The sequence below is a fragment of the Streptomyces sp. NBC_01476 genome, from assembly GCF_036227265.1.
GTDB lineage: Bacteria > Actinomycetota > Actinomycetes > Streptomycetales > Streptomycetaceae > Actinacidiphila.
Map to the genome: position 1 here is coordinate 5,147,262 of NZ_CP109446.1, position 15,112 is coordinate 5,162,373.

Consider the following 15,112-nt stretch of genomic DNA (forward strand, 5'->3'; position numbering starts at 1 on the left):
TGAGTTCAGCGTCCGTGGCCGCCCCACCGGTCACCAAGCCGTTCCGCTTTCTCTCAAGGAACTCCAAGGTTCGGGCCGGCCCCCGGGGGCGGAGGGAGTACGGATACTGGTCGGCATGAACGCCGACCCCGCGCTCGCCACCGTGCTGATCGTCGAGGACGAACCGGGTATCGCCGACGTCCTGCGGATCACCCTCAAGTACAACGGCTTCACCGTGCACAGCGTCGCCACCGGCCGGGCGGCGATAGCCGCCGCCCGCGAACACCGCCCGGACCTGGTGCTGCTGGACGTGATGCTCCCGGACGGCAACGGCTGGGAGGTGTGCAGAACGCTGCGCGAGGAGCGGGCCGCGGAGGACGGGGAGGACTGCCTCGGCATCATCTTCGTCACCGCCAGGGACGCGCCCCGCGATGTGGTGGCCGGGCTCGCGCTGGGCGGCGACGACTACATCACCAAGCCGTTCGGGGTGGACGAGGTGGTGGCCCGGGTGCACGCGGTGCTGCGCCGCACCCGGCGCCGGGCGGACCCGGTGGCCGGGCGGGTGCTGCGCCACGGCGACCTGGAGATGGACGAGGCCACGTACACCGTCCGGCGGGCAGGGCGTCCGGTGGACCTGACGCCCACCGAGTACAACCTGCTGCGGCATCTGCTGCGGCACGCCGGCCGCATCCTCACCAAGGAGCAACTGCTCCAGCACGTCTGGCAGTACGACACCGCGGTGTCCTCCACCGTGGTGGAGACGTACATCTCCTATCTGCGGCGGAAGCTGGACCGGTTCGGGCCGCCGCTGATCGAGACCCGGCGGGGGATCGGGTACGGGCTGGTGGCCGCCGGACCCGCGGTGGACGGGCCCGCGGCGGACGGGCCCGCGGTGGACGGGCCGGGGGGTGGGCGGTGACGAAGAGGTGCGGATTCTGGCCCCGGCCGCAGTCCCTGCGCGGCCGGTTCACCATCGCCAACGTGCTGTTCCTCGCGGTGGGACTGCTGCTGGCGGCGGTGGCCAGCATCACCGCCACCTCCATGGTGCTGGTCGGGCAGATGGACGGGTCACTGAAGTCGTCCCGGGCGACGCTCGCGTCGACCTCGCTCACCGAGGGGAGTCTGCGGCAGCTCTGCCAGCTCGCCGGGCTGTTGCAGCGCGGCAAGGGCGCGTCGGCGGTCGCGGTGGCGTTCCAGCAGGACCTGCTCATCGTGCTGGACCGGCACGGGAAGGCCGCCACGGTCTGCCAGGACGGCAGCACCCCGGTCAGCGCCGAGCAGCAGCAGATGGCCGCCGCGCTGCCGGACCCGGCGCGGCTGGCCCGCAGCGGGGACCCGGCCACCGTGAAGTCCGGCACGACGGAGTACCGGGTGGTGGCCACCCGGCTGCCGGACGGCACCATCGTGGTCAGGGGCATGCGGCTGAACGGGGTCAAGCACGCGATCGGCAAGCTGCTGATCGTGGAGGCGACGGTCGGCGTGGTGCTGCTGGCGCTGCTGGCCACCGGGTCGCTCACCGCCGCCCGGCGCAGGCTGAGCCCGCTGGAGGACATGGTGGCGACCGCCTCGGCGATCTCGGAGGGCGATCTGTCCCGCCGGATCGGCACCGCCCGGCACGGCTCCAGCGAGGTCGAGCAGCTGAGCACCGCGCTCAACTCCATGCTCCAGCAGATCGAGGCGGCGCTGACCGCGAGCGAACGCGCCGGGACGCAGCTGCGGCAGTTCCTCGCCGACGCCTCGCACGAACTGCGCACCCCGCTGGCGTCGGTGCGCGGCTATCTCCAGCTGTACGAGAAGGGCATGCTGGACGCGGAGGAGAAGGACCGGGCACTGCGGCGGGTCTCCGCGGAGACGCTGCGGATGAGCATCCTGGTGGACGAACTCCTCGCGCTGGCACGGCTGGAGGACCGGCCCGGGCTCACCTTCCGCCCGGTGGACCTGAGGTGCGTCGTGCAGGACGCGGTGGCCGACCTCGCCGCCCAGCAGCCGCAGCGGCCGGTCGTGCTCGACCTGCCCGACGACCTGCCCGAGGCGCTCGGTGACGAGGCGGGGCTGCGGCAGGTGGTGGGCAATCTGCTGGCGAACGTACGGGTGCACACCCCGGCGGACTCCCGGGTGACCGTGGCCGTCGAGAACCACGGCGGGGCCGAACTCCGGCTGCGGGTCAGCGATTCCGGGCCCGGGCTCAGCGAGCAGGACGCGGCCCGCGCCTTCGACCGCTTTTTCCGGGCCGACCCCGAGCGGGCCCGGGAGACCGGCGGCGCGGGCCTGGGCATGTCCATCGTCCAAGCGCTGGTACACGCCCACCACGGCACGGTCGCCCTGCACACGGCGCCGGGGGCGGGACTGACGGTACGGGTTACCCTGCCCGCTGCCAAATCCCCGCTGTCAGTGGCTTAGACCTGCTTCGTACGGCCTCCGGGGAAGCCGAGCCGGCACGCGGCCGGGCCCCGCTCCCTCGGGGGGAGGCGGGGCCCGGGGGAGCGGGAGGGGTCAGAAGCGGCGGGTGATCAGGGCGCGCTTGACTTCCTGGATCGCCTTGGTGACTTCGATGCCGCGGGGGCACGCGTCGGTGCAGTTGAAGGTGGTGCGGCAGCGCCAGACACCGTCCTTGTCGTTCAGGATCTCCAGCCGCTGCTCACCGCCCTCGTCGCGGGAGTCGAAGATGAAGCGGTGGGCGTTGACGATCGCGGCCGGGCCGAAGTACTGACCGTCGTTCCAGAAGACCGGGCAGGACGACGTGCACGCCGCGCAGAGGATGCACTTCGTGGTGTCGTCGAAGCGCTCGCGGTCCTCCGCGGACTGCAGGCGCTCCCGGGTCGGCTCGTTGCCCTTGGTGATCAGGAAGGGCATCACATCGCGGTACGCCTGGAAGAACGGGTCCATGTCGACCACGAGGTCCTTCAGCACGGTGAGCCCCTTGATGGGCTCGATCGTGATCGGCTTCTCCGGGTTGATGTCCTTGATCAGCGTCTTGCAGGCCAGCCGGTTCTTGCCGTTGATCCGCATCGCGTCCGACCCGCAGACGCCGTGCGCGCACGAGCGGCGGAAGGTCAGCGTGCCGTCGATCTCCCACTTGACCTTGTGGAGGGCGTCGAGCACCCGCTCCTTCGGGTCGATCGGGAACTGGTAGTCGACCCACTCCACCTGGTCGGAGACCTCCGGGTTGAACCGGCGGACCCGCAGGGTGACGGTGATCAGGTGCGACTCCGAGGTCTCCGCGGCGTCCAGCGCGCTTGAGTTCGGGTGGTCGAGCGTCGGGGTGCTCATCAGTACTTACGCTCCATCGGCTGGTAGCGGGTCTGCACGACCGGCTTGTAGTCGAGACGGATCGACTCGGCGCCGCTCGCGTCCACCTCGCGGTAGGCCATCGTGTGCCGCATGAAGTTCACGTCGTCGCGGTTGGGGAAGTCCTCGCGGTAGTGGCCGCCGCGGGACTCCTTGCGGGCCAGCGCGGAGACCGCCATCACCTCGGCGAGGTCGAGCAGGTTGCCCAGCTCGATCGCCTCCAGCAGGTCGGTGTTGAAGCGCCTGCCCTTGTCCTGGATCGACACCCGCAGGTAGCGGTCGCGCAGCTCGCCGATCTTCTCCACCGCGGTCTTGATGGTCTGCTCGGTGCGGAACACCATCACATTGGCGTCCATGCACTCCTGCAGCTCACGGCGGATGTCGTGCACCCGCTCGTTGCCGGTGGAGTTCCGCAGCCGCTCGACCTGGGCCACCACGAGCGCGGCCGGGTCCTCCGGCAGCGGCACGTAGTCGTTGGCGTGCGCGTACTCCGCGGCGGCGATGCCGGAGCGGCGGCCGAAGACATTGATGTCCAGCAGCGAGTTGGTGCCGAGCCGGTTCGCGCCGTGCACCGACACGCAGGCGACCTCGCCGGCCGCGTACAGGCCGGGCACCACCGTGGTGTTGTCGGCGAGCACCTCGCCCTGGACGTTGGTCGGGATGCCGCCCATCGCGTAGTGCGCGGTCGGCTGGATCGGGATCGGGTCGGTGTACGGCTCGATGCCGAGGTACGTCCGGGCGAACTCGGTGATGTCCGGCAGCTTGGCGTCCAGCTGCTCCGGCGGCAGGTGGGTGAGGTCCAGGTAGACGTGGTCGCCGTCGGGGCCGCAGCCGCGGCCCTCCCGGATCTCGGTGTAGATCGCCCGGGACACCACGTCACGCGAGGCGAGGTCCTTCATGACCGGCGCGTACTTCTCCATGAAGCGCTCGCCGTCCTTGTTGCGCAGGATGCCGCCCTCACCGCGCGCACCCTCGGTGAGCAGGATGCCCATCCGCCAGATGCCCGTCGGGTGGAACTGGAAGAACTCCATGTCCTCCAGCGGCAGTCCGCGCCGGTAGACCGCGGCCTGGCCGTCACCGGTCAGGGTGTGCGCGTTCGAGGTCACCTTGAAGAACTTGCCGGTGCCGCCGGACGCGTAGATCACCGCCTTCGCCTGGAAGACGTGGATCTCGCCGGTGGCCAGTTCGTACGCCACCACACCGGCCGACCGCTGCACGCCGTCGACCTCGGTGAGCAACTGGTCGAGGACGTAGAACTCGTTGAAGAACTCGACGCCCTCCTTGACGCAGTTCTGGTAGAGCGTCTGGAGGATCATGTGGCCGGTGCGGTCCGCGGCGTAGCAGGCCCGGCGGACCGCGGCCTCGCCGTGGTTGCGGGTGTGGCCGCCGAAGCGCCGCTGGTCGATCCGGCCCTCGGGCGTCCGGTTGAACGGCAGGCCCATCTTCTCCAGGTCGAGGACCGCGTCGATGGCCTCCTTCGCCAGGATCTCGGCGGCGTCCTGGTCGACCAGGTAGTCACCGCCCTTGATCGTGTCGAAGGTGTGCCACTCCCAGTTGTCCTCCTCGACGTTCGCGAGGGCGGCGGCCATGCCGCCCTGGGCGGCGCCGGTGTGGGAGCGGGTCGGGTAGAGCTTGGTCAGGACGGCGGTCCGGCTGCGCTTGGTGGACTCGATGGCCGCGCGCATACCGGCGCCGCCCGCGCCGACGATGACGGTGTCGTACTTGTGGATCTGCATGGGGTCGCTTCCCTGTTCCAGCCCTGGCTGCGCTTAGCGGATGTTCGGGTCGAAGGTGAAGATCACCAGCGAGCCGAGCACGATGGTGAAGGTCACCGCTGTGAACAGCAGCGTCTTGAGCCAGATGCGGGTGTTGGCCTGCTCGGCGTAGTCGTTGATCACGGTCCGCAGGCCGTTGCCGCCGTGCAGCATGGCCAGCCAGAGCATGGCCAGGTCCCAGTACTGCCAGAACGGCGAGGCCCAGCGGCCGGCGACGAACGCGAAGCCGACCTTGGTGACGCCGCCGTCGAGCACCAGCTGGATCAGCAGGTGGCCGAGGACCAGCACGACGAGCACCACACCGGACAGCCGCATGAAGAGCCAGCCGTACAGCTCGAAGTTGGTGCGGGTGCTGCGCGGGGTGCGCCTGGTCCTGGCCCGCGGCGGCTCGATCACCGGCGCCGGGTTGTCGGGGCTGTACGAGACGCTGGAGGCGGTCAGCTCCACGTCGTCCGTGGGGGTGACTTCAGTGGCCATGTGTCGTTCAGCTCCCGAACAGAACTCGAGCGGCGTGGCCGAGGACCGGGTAGATCGCGCCGATCATCAGCAGGATCCACAGGCCCATCACGGTCCAGAACATCTGCTTCTGGTAGCGCGGGCCCTGTGTCCAGTAGTCGACCGCGATGATGCGCAGGCCGTTCAGCGCGTGGAAGAGGATCGCGGCGACGAGGCCGTACTCCAGCAGGCTGACAACGGGGGTCTTGTAGGTCGCGACGACCTTGTCGTAATCCTCGGGGGAGACCCGCACGAGGGCGGTGTCGAGGACATGCACGAACAGGAAGAAGAAGATGAGGACGCCGGTGACTCGATGAGCCACCCAGGACCACATGCCTTCCCGGCCGCGGTAGAGCGTTCCAGCCGGCACGGAAAAAACCCTCCGGGAGCGGTGCGGGGGCTGCCGGCTTCGGTGTCGGTCACGCCCGGCCGGGTACGGTCCACCGGCCCCGGCCATCGTAGCGACGCGCTGTCGGCTCCGTCCCGCGGGGTGGTCCAGGTGTGAGCGATCCCGCACGGTCGGGTGAACCCGCGGCCCGGGGCGGCGCCGTCCGCGGGTCGCGCGGCGGGCCCAGCGCGAGCTGTATCAGCCGGGCACGGCAGATCCGGCGCAACTGCTCCGCGGTGGCCACCGACTCCTCGTCCTCGTCGTGCGCGAGGCGCTCGCGGAGCATCGCCAGTGTGAGGTCCAGCGCCTCGCCGGGTCCGACCGCGGAGAGGTCGATCACAAAGGAGTGGCCGAACTTCGCCTCATACGCGGCGTGCGCGGCCCGCAGTGCGGTGTGCGCGGCGAGATTGCCCCGGTCGGGGAGCGCGGTGGTGGTCTCCATGGCCAGTGCCTCGGCGAGATCGCCCGAGGTCAGGTCGTACGCGGCTTCGTCGGCCGCGGCCAGCAGCGACTCCAGCGTGGGGTACGGCCGGTGGGCGGCCACGCGGCGGGCCCAGCGGTGGGAACCGCAGCAGTCGCGCAGGGCCGCTTCGGCGACCACGGAGGGGGCGTGGTTGAGCAGGGCCAGCCCCTCGGGGGGCGTGTCGCTGGACAGCGGCGGGCTCCTGAGTGGGGGACCGTGCGGGGACGCGCACGGTGGACAAGTGGAGGCAGCGGGAAAAGGCAGCGAGGTTGTAAGGGGTGGAGAGGGTGTGACGGCGGTGCGGGGGTGAAGCGGGGGTGAACAAGTGCCCGGCGCGTGGGGCCACTACGGCGGAGGCACGCACAACTCTACGGGCGGGCCCGGCACTCCCGGCCGTTGGACCGGAAGGTTCACCCGTACGGGAAAAGTCCGGACCCGGGTTGACGGCGGGGCCGTGCCTCCGCGCCCGCAGCCGGGCCGTCCACGTAGACATGCGGAGAACGGGCGGATATGCGGGGGTATGACGACGGCCGGGGGCCGCCTCCCCCCACAGGAGCGTCCCCGGCCGCCACTTGTACGGCGTCACCGACTCCAAAAGTGTCACCGGCCCTCATGAGGCAGGATGGGGACGGTGTTCGAGGGGGTGGGGCCTGACGTGGATCTGGATGCCGCGGTGAGTGCGGCGCAGGGCGGTGACGAGACCGCCTTCCGTGTCGTCTACCGCGCTGTGCAGCCGCAGCTGCTGCAGTACGTCCGCAGCCTGGTGGGACCGGCGGACGCGGAGGACGTCGCCTCGGAAGCCTGGCTGCAGATCGCCCGTGACCTGCCCAATTTCCGCGGTGACGGGGGCTCCGTCCGCGGCTGGGCGGCCCGGATCGCCCGGAACCGGGCACTCGACCACATCCGCGCGCGCAGCCGCAGGCCGGTCGCCGGGGCCGGCGTGGACGAACTCGTCCAGCTGCCGGACCGCGCCGACACCGCCGGTGAGGCGCTCGACGCGGTGGCCACCGACCGGGCGCTCGCCGCGATAGCGGCGCTGCCGCGCGAGCAGGCCGAGGCGGTGCTGCTGCGGGTGGTGATGGGGCTCGACTCCACCAGCGCCGCCCGGGTCCTGGGCAAACGCGCCGGATCGGTGCGGATGGCGACCCATCGGGGCCTGCGCCGGCTGGCCGAAATCCTGGAGTTCGAGGAGGACGGGCGCCCCGCCGATGTGACGTTTTCTGCGTCCAAGGCGCTGTGAGGAAGTGATGAGGAAGTGATACGGACGCGACATGAACGACGACGGACGGACTGAGGTGGCCGACGAGGTCGCCGACGCGGTCGCCGAGGCGGTGGCCGCCGCGCGGCTGGGCCGGCTGCTGGCGACCGCCGGCGGAGTGCCCGCGGCCCTGGACCCGGCGCGGGAAGAGGCCGCGCTGGCCGCTTTCCGGGCCGCCCGGACTCCGGCGCGGCCGGCGGTGCGGGCCGGGCGGGCACTGCGGGTGGTCGCGGCGGCGATGGCCTCGGTGGTCGCGCTCGGCGGGGTGGCGGTCGCGGTCACCACGGGAACGGGGCGCACCCTGCTGCCCGGCGCGGGCTCCGGCAGCGGCCCGGTGAGCCGGCCGCCGGCCGCGGTCGCCCCGGACAGCGGTCCTGCCGGGGCCGTCCCCTCCGGGCCGCCGAGCCCGTCCGGCCCGCCCAATCCGTCGGACCTGTCGAACCCGCTGCGGCCGTCGGTGGCCACCGGGCCGCAAGCGCCGGCGCACCGGGGCCGGGTGGTCCGCCCGCACACCCCGCGCGCCCCACGCCCTCCGTACACCGAGCACCCTCCGCACCCCGCGCACGGGCGCGCCGGCGGCGCCGGAAAAGCGGGAAAAGCCGGAAAAGCCGGCCGGAGCGGCGCCACGTCCGGCAGCGCCACGAGCTCCGCGGGTGACCCCGAGGGCACGGCGCCGCGGCGCCCCCGTACCCCCGGCCGCCACCACGGCACCGCCAAGAACAAACCGCGCCTCGGCGGACGTACCGGCAGTCGCGGCACCCACAGGTGACACTTCCGGCCGGTGATGCGCTGTAGCAAGTGAACCGACTGGTCATCGGTTCGGTGGACCCCGATTCTCCCCGTATCGGGGTCCGCGTACAGAGCGCGGCCGGGTGCATTCCCCCTGCCCGGCCGCGCTCGCCCACCCCCGCTGTGCATCCCCTGTCGAACTCAGGACGCCGAGGCCACGCCCCGCGGTTGCACCCGCGCCTCCGGCAGGACACCGGGCCCGATCGGGTAGGACTGTGAGGAAGGTCCCAGCCCTGTCCGCTGCACCGCATGCACGGCCCCCACTACAGTCCGTGTCTGACCCCCTGCCACTTTCTCCCCGTATTCACCCCTCAGTTCTTCCAGCCAGTTCTTCAGCGGAGGCGTTAACGATGACGCGCGAGTCGGAATCCGGTCTGCCGATCGAGCCGGTGTACGGACCCGAGGCCCTGGCGGGCTGGGACCCGCAGGAGCGGCTGGGAGAACCCGGCGCGTACCCGTTCACCCGGGGCGTCTACCCGTCGATGTACACCGGGCGGCCGTGGACGATGCGGCAGTACGCCGGCTTCGGCACCGCGACCGAGTCCAACGCGCGCTACAAACAGCTGATCGCCAACGGCACCATGGGGCTGTCGGTGGCCTTCGACCTGCCGACCCAGATGGGGCACGACTCCGACGCGCCGATCGCGGCCGGCGAGGTCGGCAAGGTCGGGGTGGCGATCGACTCGATCGACGACATGCGGGTGCTCTTCGGCGGGATCCCGCTGGACAAGGTCTCCACCTCGATGACGATCAACGCGCCCGCCGCGCTCCTGCTGCTGCTCTACCAACTGGTCGGTGAGGAACAGGGCGTCTCGGCTGGGCAGTTGACCGGCACCATCCAGAACGACGTGCTCAAGGAGTACATCGCCCGCGGCACCTACATCTTCCCGCCCAAGCCGTCGCTGCGGCTGATCGCGGACATCTTCGCGTACTGCCGGGCGGAGATCCCGAAGTGGAACACCATCTCGATCTCCGGCTACCACATGGCAGAGGCGGGGGCCTCGCCGGCGCAGGAGATCGCCTTCACGCTCGCCGACGGCATCCAGTACGTGCGGACCGCCATCGACGCCGGCATGGACGTGGACGATTTCGCGCCAAGGTTGTCGTTCTTCTTCGTGGCGCGGACCACGATCCTGGAGGAGGTCGCCAAGTTCCGCGCCGCCCGCCGGATCTGGGCCAAGGTGATGCGCGAGGAGTTCGGCGCGAAGAACCCCAAGTCGCAGATGCTGCGCTTCCACACGCAGACCGCGGGTGTGCAGCTCACCGCGCAGCAGCCCGAGGTCAATCTGGTCCGGGTCGCGGTCCAGGGGCTGGCCGCGGTGCTCGGCGGCACGCAGTCGCTGCACACCAACTCCTTCGACGAGGCCATCGCGCTGCCCACCGACAAGTCGGCCCGGCTGGCGCTGCGTACCCAGCAGGTGCTCGCCTACGAGACCGATGTCACCGCCACCGTCGACCCGTTCGCCGGGTCGTACGTGGTGGAGCGGATGACCGACGACGTCGAGGCCGCGGCGCTCGAACTGATGGCGAAGGTCGAGGAGTTGGGGGGCGCGGTCGAGGCGATCGAGCACGGTTTCCAGAAGGGCGAGATCGAGCGGAACGCGTACCGCATCGCGCTGGAGACCGACGCGGCCGAGCGGGTCGTGGTCGGCGTCAACCGCTTCAAGCTGGACGAGGAGGAGCCGTACGAGCCGCTGCGGGTGGACCCGGCGATCGAGGCCCAGCAGGCCGAGCGGCTGGCCGCGCTGCGGGCCTCCCGCGACCAGCGGGCGGTGGACGAGGCGCTGACCGCGCTGCAGAAGGCGGCCGAGGGTACCGACAACGTGCTCTACCCGATGAAGGACGCGCTGCGCGCCCGCGCCACCGTCGGCGAGGTCTGCAACGCGCTGCGGGAGGTGTGGGGCACCTACGTCCCCACCGACGCGTTCTGACCCGGCCCGGGCGGATGCGGGCCGCGACCCGGACGGGCGGCGCCTCTCTGAGCCGCGCCGGTCAGGTGACCAGGGCCGGGCGGCCCCGGCCGGGACTGCGCTGACCAGGTGTCAGCCGGCCGGTGTCCGTGGGCTGTTGGGGGCCTGAGTTCAGCGGGTCGCGTATGTGAGCACCCGCTCGCCGAGCAGTCCCTCCAGCGCGTCCAGCAGCGCCAGCGCGGCCTGGGCGACGGCGGCGGGCGGGCGGCCGGCCCGGGTGCGCTCGCCGATCTCCCGGAAGAGCTCCTCCTGGACCCAGCCGAGCTGGGCGGCGACCAGCCGGGGCAGCGGGTCGTCCGGGGCGGCGGCGGTCTCGGCAGCGAGGGCGGCGGCCAGTTCGGCCACCATCTCGTGCCGTATGGCGTCCAGCCGGGCCGCCAGGGCGGCCTCCCCGCGGACCATGTCCAGGAAGCGGCCGTAACCCAGGGTGAGACCCACCATCCGTTCGCCGTGCCGCAGTTCGCCGCGCAGCGCGGCGAAGACCGCGGCGGCGGCCGGCCGCCCGGCCGGCCGGGCGGCGACCATCTGCACCATGCGCTGGGCCGACGCCTGCTCCGGGTAGCAGACCAGGTCTTCCTTGGAGGGGAAGTAGGTGTAGACGCTGTTCACCGACACCTCGGCGGTACGCGCCACCTCGGCGATCGTCACCCGGCCGAAGCCCCGCTCCAGGAAGAGCCCGGTGGCGACCTCGGCGATGTGCCGCCGGGTGCGCCGCCGCTTCTCGTCGCGCAGCCCCAGGGCGAGGATCTCCTGCGCCCGGGTCGGCTCACGAAGGGGCGTACGCACGGTGCCGCGGGTGGTGTCGCTCACCCGGCCATCGTAGAACAGCGGCGGGCGGCGGCCGGTCCGGCCACCGCCCGCCGCTGACGCAGGACGGGTTCGGTCCGCCCGCTCAGGCCGCGACGGGCTTGCTGAGCACCCGCTTGATCAGCGGGGCCAGCGGCTTCTCCACCACGCGGTGCAGCGCGTAGGCGAGCAGGAGCATGAAGACCACCGTCGTCCCGAAGATCACGGTGGGCGGCAGGCTGGTGTGCTGCACCAGCTTGCCGATGACGACCCAGCCCAGGTGCTCGTGCACCAGGTAGAAGGGGTACGTCAGGGCGCCCGCGGTGGTCAGCCAGCGCCAGTTGAGGTTGGCGATCGGGGGCACCAGCGTCACCGCGATGACCGCGAGGAAGCCCAGCGCCAGCACGACGATCACCATCAGCTCGGAACGGTGGTGGAAGACATCCATGTTGGCCGGTGCCACCAGGCCCTTGACCTCTTCGCGCTGTCCGAGCAGGAAGCCGACCAGCACCACGCCCCAGGACAGGGCGTCGTGGCCGAACCGGTAGATGAGGTACATGCCCATGCCGGCGACGAAGAACGGCGCGTACTCGGGCATCAGGGCGAACTTCAGGAAGCTCTCGTCGGTGGCCTGGGCGTACAGCGCCAGCACCGTCCACACCGAGCAGAAGACCAGGACGCGCTTGCGGGTGGCGCCCGGCCACACCACGCACAGCGCGAAGAGGAGGTAGAACCGCATCTCGGCCCAGAGCGTCCAGCAGACGCCGAGCACCCGCTGTGCCCCGGCCGGCATCTGCAGCATGGTGAAGTTGACCAGCAGATCGGTGTTCGGGACCCGCTTGAGGCCGACGATCGCGAAGGCCACCGTGATGATGATCAGCGCCGCCCAGTACGCCGGGTAGAGCCGGGTGATCCGGGAGATCGCGAAGTCCTTGACGCTGCGGCCCCAGCCGCTCATGCAGATCACGAAGCCACTGATGATGAAGAAGATCTCAACGCCCAGCGGTCCGTAGGAGAACGGTCCGGCCAGGTGGGGGAAGACATGGCTCGGGGAGCGGCCCCAAGCCGTGGATATGTCCCCGCCGCGCCCGGCGTAGTGGTAGGCGCAGACCATCAGCGCGGCTATCAGCCGTAGTCCGTCAAGTGCGCGCAGCCGTCCCCTGGCCCGGCCGCCGCCCTTGGCGGACCCGGGTATGCCGGGGGTCACCTTCTCGGAGGCCGCCTTCTCGGGTGCCGCCGTCGGCAGCGGTTCCGCGGTGGTCGTCGAACCGCCCGCTCTGACGGATCCTTCGGCTGCCTCGGGGAGTTGCAGACTCATCGTGAGGTGGCTTTCTTGAGGGCGCGGGCGCGGCGGGCCACCCGGCGGACGGTTCGGTTGCGCGGTACGAACGCCAGCCGGGCCGGGACCACTCCGGGCAGTCCGAGGGAGGTGAGACGGCGGCGCTTGAAGTACGGCCAGGTGTCGTCGTTCAGATGATGCGTCAGCCAGGCTACGGCCTCTTCGCGCAACTGCGGATAGGCCTGCGCCTGCATGCAGTAGCCCACCGCGTGCAGCAGCGGCGTCAGTTCGGCCGCCACTCGCTGCGGGGACGGCGGCTGCCAGGCCTTGACCGCCTTGGTGTCCGCCAGGTCCGGGAGCATCGCGTGCACGATGGTGACCGGGATCCGGTTGCTGTTCTGATACGGCGTCAGCCGGTCCAGCAGGAGCTTGGTGCCGGTGCGGGCGACCGGGATGCCGTAGAGGACCGAGGCGGTCAGCAGCGCGGTGGAGAAGCAGCCGACGACCAGCGCGGGACGGGCCTTTTGGTAGACGACCTCGGCGAGCACCGGGGAGTTGAGCACCGTGAAGGTGGCACCGAGCCGCTCGGCCTCGGCCTTGAGCGGTTCCGTCCACTCGGCCGGGGCCGTCGGGTGCGGCTTGAAGACGATCTGCCGGTGGCCGAGCGCGGCGGCGCCCCGCACCATCGACAGGTGGAGCTTCTCCTCCTCGGCGGCGCTGATCAGACCCAGCGCCGACAGGTACTGCCCGAGCAGCAGCGCGGCGCCCTCGGGGACACCGTTCAGGTCGTCCCGGCCGGCGTCCATCGACGCCTCGGCGACCTCGGCGAGCACCTTGGTGAACTCCGCGGAGGGCACCACCTCGGACTCCACGCCGTGCTCGCTGAGCAGCATCGGGCGCAGCCCCGGCACCAGGTCGAGGTGGAGCAGCCGGTCGATCCGGGTGTCCACCAGCGCGCCCAGCTTGTTCCGGGTCGGACCGTACGACATCAGGCCGTCGGCGTAGACGGTGATGGGCGCGCCCTGGAAGACCGCGGCCACCGCCAGCGCCGGCTCGACCTGGATGGACTCCACGATCAGTTCGACCGCGTCGTCGCCGAGGTCCCACAGCATCCGGACGTACCGCTCCCAGATGGGGGTGTCGTCGGCGCGCGGGGCCCAGCCGCCGGGGTGCAGCGGGTGGATGGCCTCGTTCCAGGAGACCAGGCCGTCGAACCGGGAGCGCAGCGCGGCGAAGCCGGGGGCCTGGTCGAGCGGCGGGGTGATCTCCGGGATGGCCGCGTTGTTGCAGACCACCAGCAGCCGGCGGTCGGCGGCGGCGAAGGAGCCGGCGTCCAGAGCGGCGGCCAGTGTGGCGGCGCCGTAGAGAGTGGAGGCCAGGAAGAGCTGGGTGCGGGCCATCAGGCGACCTCCCCTTCGTTGTCGCGGGCGTCGAGATCGTCCTTGGCCTCGGCGGGCGGCCGGTTCGCCGCGGGCGCCGTCGAGGGCTGGTGCGGGACGGGCGCGGCGTTCGGGTCCTCGGCGCGGGACGGCCGCCGGCGCAGCCGCCGCAGCTTCGAACTGCGCTCCAGGTCCATGGAGTCCAGCGCTTCGGTGAGCACGTCCTGCGGCAGCTGGCGCAGCGCGGTGGCGCTCATCGACTTCAGCCGCCGGGCCACCGCCGGCTCGAACCGCTCGATGTTGTTGAGGTGGTGGGCGATGATCGCGCAGTAGGTGCGGACCGCCTTGGGCAGGAAGAGGTCCGCGTCGCGGTCCTTGGCCGTCTCGGCGATGACCTGGTCGAAGCTGCGGATGAAGTCGAGTTGACGCACGTCACCGATCTGGGTGAGTGAAGTGGCCACCCCGCGGCGGTAGAAGATCCCCATCAGCCCGGCGGCCACCGCGAAGGAGTCCGCCTCGCGGTGCAGCCGCCAGATCCACGGCCGGTCCTCGGCGGTGCGCAGCCCGTGCGGGAAGTGCAGCAACCCCCGGTCCACCAGGCGGCGGTGGTAGATGCCGGCCCAGGCGTAGGGGTAGTCGACCGAGGTGGAGCGGTCCGCGGGCAGGATCGCGTCACGTGCCTTGAGAGCGACCCCGCGGCGGCCGTGCGGCACCCGGATGATGTTGCGCACCGAGCCGGTGCACTGGACGTGGTCGACCCGTACGAAGTCGGTGTCCAGTGCCTCGATCGAGGCGAGCAGCTTCGGCAGATAGCCGGGGCCGTACCAGTCGTCGCCGTCGAGGAAGGTGAGGTACTCGCCGCGTGCCGCGTCGATTCCGGTGTTGCGCGCGGTGGCCAGGCCCCCGTTCTTCTCGTGCCGGACGAGTCTGGCGCCCGGCAGGGAGTCCAGCGCCTGCTCCAGGATCACCGGAGTACGGTCGGTCGAGGCATCGTCCACGAGTACGAACTCGTAATCGGGATCGGCGTTCGCCCGGAGGCTGCGCAGAGTGTCCGATGCGTACTGCTGGACGTTGTAAAAGGGCACGACGACGGAGAGCTTGACCACTCCCGTACATTAGACCGTCCGGATGCCCTCTGAGTCGGCACCGATGAAACTTCTAGGTGAACGGAAGGTGTCGGGATTATAACGGAGCATGGTCGCGACGACCTGCCCAACGGTCAGGATCCGTCCAACGACCCCCAAAGTCGCGGCCCCCTGTTTA

General features: G+C 71.1%; 14 protein-coding genes. 5 read left to right on the top strand and 9 right to left on the bottom strand.

Going from position 1 to position 15,112, the window contains the following annotated elements; genetic code table 11:
- The first annotated feature begins 115 nt into the window (after positions 1 to 115).
- Both OG552_RS22570 and OG552_RS22575 read left to right on the top strand, forming a co-directional pair.
- Positions 116 to 898, top strand: a complete 783-nt coding sequence (locus OG552_RS22570) for a response regulator transcription factor (protein ID WP_329135710.1) — start codon at positions 116 to 118, stop codon at positions 896 to 898.
- Positions 895 to 2,379: a sensor histidine kinase gene (locus OG552_RS22575; RefSeq protein ID WP_329135712.1), complete on the top strand. Its 1,485-nt coding sequence runs from the start codon at positions 895 to 897 to the stop codon at positions 2,377 to 2,379. Before OG552_RS22570 ends, OG552_RS22575 begins: the two co-directional genes overlap by 4 nt.
- 93 nt (positions 2,380 to 2,472) lie before the next feature.
- On the opposite strand, the gene OG552_RS22580 is transcribed toward OG552_RS22575, so the two are convergent.
- The 5 genes from OG552_RS22580 to OG552_RS22600 are packed head-to-tail and all read right to left on the bottom strand — an operon-like array spanning position 2,473 to position 6,526.
- The gene (locus OG552_RS22580) at positions 2,473 to 3,249 is read right to left on the bottom strand and encodes a succinate dehydrogenase iron-sulfur subunit (protein ID WP_329135714.1); all 777 of its coding nucleotides are present in this window, start codon (positions 3,247 to 3,249) and stop codon (positions 2,473 to 2,475) included.
- Positions 3,249 to 5,003 carry a succinate dehydrogenase flavoprotein subunit gene (gene sdhA, locus OG552_RS22585; protein ID WP_329135716.1) on the bottom strand — a complete coding sequence of 585 codons (1,755 nt, stop codon included), beginning with the start codon at positions 5,001 to 5,003 and terminating at the stop codon, positions 3,249 to 3,251. The genes OG552_RS22580 and sdhA overlap by 1 nt, the downstream gene beginning before the upstream one ends.
- 33 nt (positions 5,004 to 5,036) lie before the next feature.
- A complete protein-coding gene (locus OG552_RS22590; protein WP_329135718.1) occupies positions 5,037 to 5,519 on the bottom strand; it encodes a succinate dehydrogenase hydrophobic membrane anchor subunit in 483 nt (160 codons plus the stop codon).
- Between the two features lie 7 nt (positions 5,520 to 5,526).
- A complete protein-coding gene (gene sdhC / locus OG552_RS22595; RefSeq protein WP_329135719.1) occupies positions 5,527 to 5,907 on the bottom strand; it encodes a succinate dehydrogenase, cytochrome b556 subunit in 381 nt (126 codons plus the stop codon).
- A gap of 49 nt (positions 5,908 to 5,956) precedes the next feature.
- Complete coding sequence (locus OG552_RS22600; RefSeq protein ID WP_329135721.1) at positions 5,957 to 6,526, bottom strand: 2-oxo-4-hydroxy-4-carboxy-5-ureidoimidazoline decarboxylase; 570 nt, start codon at positions 6,524 to 6,526, stop codon at positions 5,957 to 5,959.
- Between the two features lie 484 nt (positions 6,527 to 7,010).
- Here OG552_RS22600 and OG552_RS22605 point away from each other — a divergent pair, with 484 nt between their 5' ends.
- The 3 genes from OG552_RS22605 to OG552_RS22615 all read left to right on the top strand — a co-directional run bounded on the left by OG552_RS22605 (position 7,011) and on the right by OG552_RS22615 (position 10,366).
- The gene (locus OG552_RS22605) at positions 7,011 to 7,628 is read left to right on the top strand and encodes an RNA polymerase sigma factor (RefSeq protein WP_329135724.1); all 618 of its coding nucleotides are present in this window, start codon (positions 7,011 to 7,013) and stop codon (positions 7,626 to 7,628) included.
- Positions 7,629 to 7,659: 31 nt separating this feature from the next.
- Entirely contained in the window at positions 7,660 to 8,415 is a 756-nt protein-coding gene (locus OG552_RS22610) for a hypothetical protein (RefSeq protein ID WP_329135726.1), read from the top strand.
- Positions 8,416 to 8,785: 370 nt separating this feature from the next.
- Positions 8,786 to 10,366 (top strand): acyl-CoA mutase large subunit family protein, encoded by a 1,581-nt coding sequence (locus tag OG552_RS22615; RefSeq protein WP_329135728.1) that lies wholly within the window; start codon positions 8,786 to 8,788, stop codon positions 10,364 to 10,366.
- A 150-nt stretch (positions 10,367 to 10,516) separates the two neighbouring features.
- Here OG552_RS22615 and OG552_RS22620 read toward each other — a convergent pair whose 3' ends face one another.
- The 4 genes from OG552_RS22620 to OG552_RS22635 all read right to left on the bottom strand — a co-directional run bounded on the left by OG552_RS22620 (position 10,517) and on the right by OG552_RS22635 (position 14,955).
- Positions 10,517 to 11,215, bottom strand: coding sequence for a TetR/AcrR family transcriptional regulator (locus tag OG552_RS22620; protein WP_329135730.1), 699 nt, complete (start codon positions 11,213 to 11,215; stop codon positions 10,517 to 10,519).
- Positions 11,216 to 11,297: 82 nt separating this feature from the next.
- Positions 11,298 to 12,509, bottom strand: coding sequence for an acyltransferase family protein (locus OG552_RS22625; RefSeq protein WP_329135732.1), 1,212 nt, complete (start codon positions 12,507 to 12,509; stop codon positions 11,298 to 11,300).
- A complete protein-coding gene (locus OG552_RS22630; protein WP_329135734.1) occupies positions 12,506 to 13,870 on the bottom strand; it encodes a polysialyltransferase family glycosyltransferase in 1,365 nt (454 codons plus the stop codon). The genes OG552_RS22625 and OG552_RS22630 overlap by 4 nt, the downstream gene beginning before the upstream one ends.
- Positions 13,870 to 14,955 carry a glycosyltransferase family 2 protein gene (locus tag OG552_RS22635; protein ID WP_329135736.1) on the bottom strand — a complete coding sequence of 362 codons (1,086 nt, stop codon included), beginning with the start codon at positions 14,953 to 14,955 and terminating at the stop codon, positions 13,870 to 13,872. The genes OG552_RS22630 and OG552_RS22635 overlap by 1 nt, the downstream gene beginning before the upstream one ends.
- Positions 14,956 to 15,112 lie beyond the last annotated feature (157 nt).

Bases quoted from the DNA above. Each gene is read 5' to 3' on its own strand.
- OG552_RS22630 (WP_329135734.1), bottom strand. From the start codon at position 13,870: ATGGCCCGCACCCAGCTCTTCCTGGCCTCCACTCTCTACGGCGCCGCC.
- OG552_RS22610 (WP_329135726.1), top strand. From the start codon at position 7,660: ATGAACGACGACGGACGGACTGAGGTGGCCGACGAGGTCGCCGACGCG.
- OG552_RS22590 (WP_329135718.1), bottom strand. From the start codon at position 5,519: ATGGCCACTGAAGTCACCCCCACGGACGACGTGGAGCTGACCGCCTCC.
- OG552_RS22615 (WP_329135728.1), top strand. From the start codon at position 8,786: ATGACGCGCGAGTCGGAATCCGGTCTGCCGATCGAGCCGGTGTACGGA.
- sdhA (WP_329135716.1), bottom strand. From the start codon at position 5,003: ATGCAGATCCACAAGTACGACACCGTCATCGTCGGCGCGGGCGGCGCC.
- OG552_RS22625 (WP_329135732.1), bottom strand. From the start codon at position 12,509: ATGAGTCTGCAACTCCCCGAGGCAGCCGAAGGATCCGTCAGAGCGGGC.
- OG552_RS22580 (WP_329135714.1), bottom strand. From the start codon at position 3,249: ATGAGCACCCCGACGCTCGACCACCCGAACTCAAGCGCGCTGGACGCC.
- OG552_RS22570 (WP_329135710.1), top strand. From the start codon at position 116: ATGAACGCCGACCCCGCGCTCGCCACCGTGCTGATCGTCGAGGACGAA.
- OG552_RS22605 (WP_329135724.1), top strand. From the start codon at position 7,011: ATGGGGACGGTGTTCGAGGGGGTGGGGCCTGACGTGGATCTGGATGCC.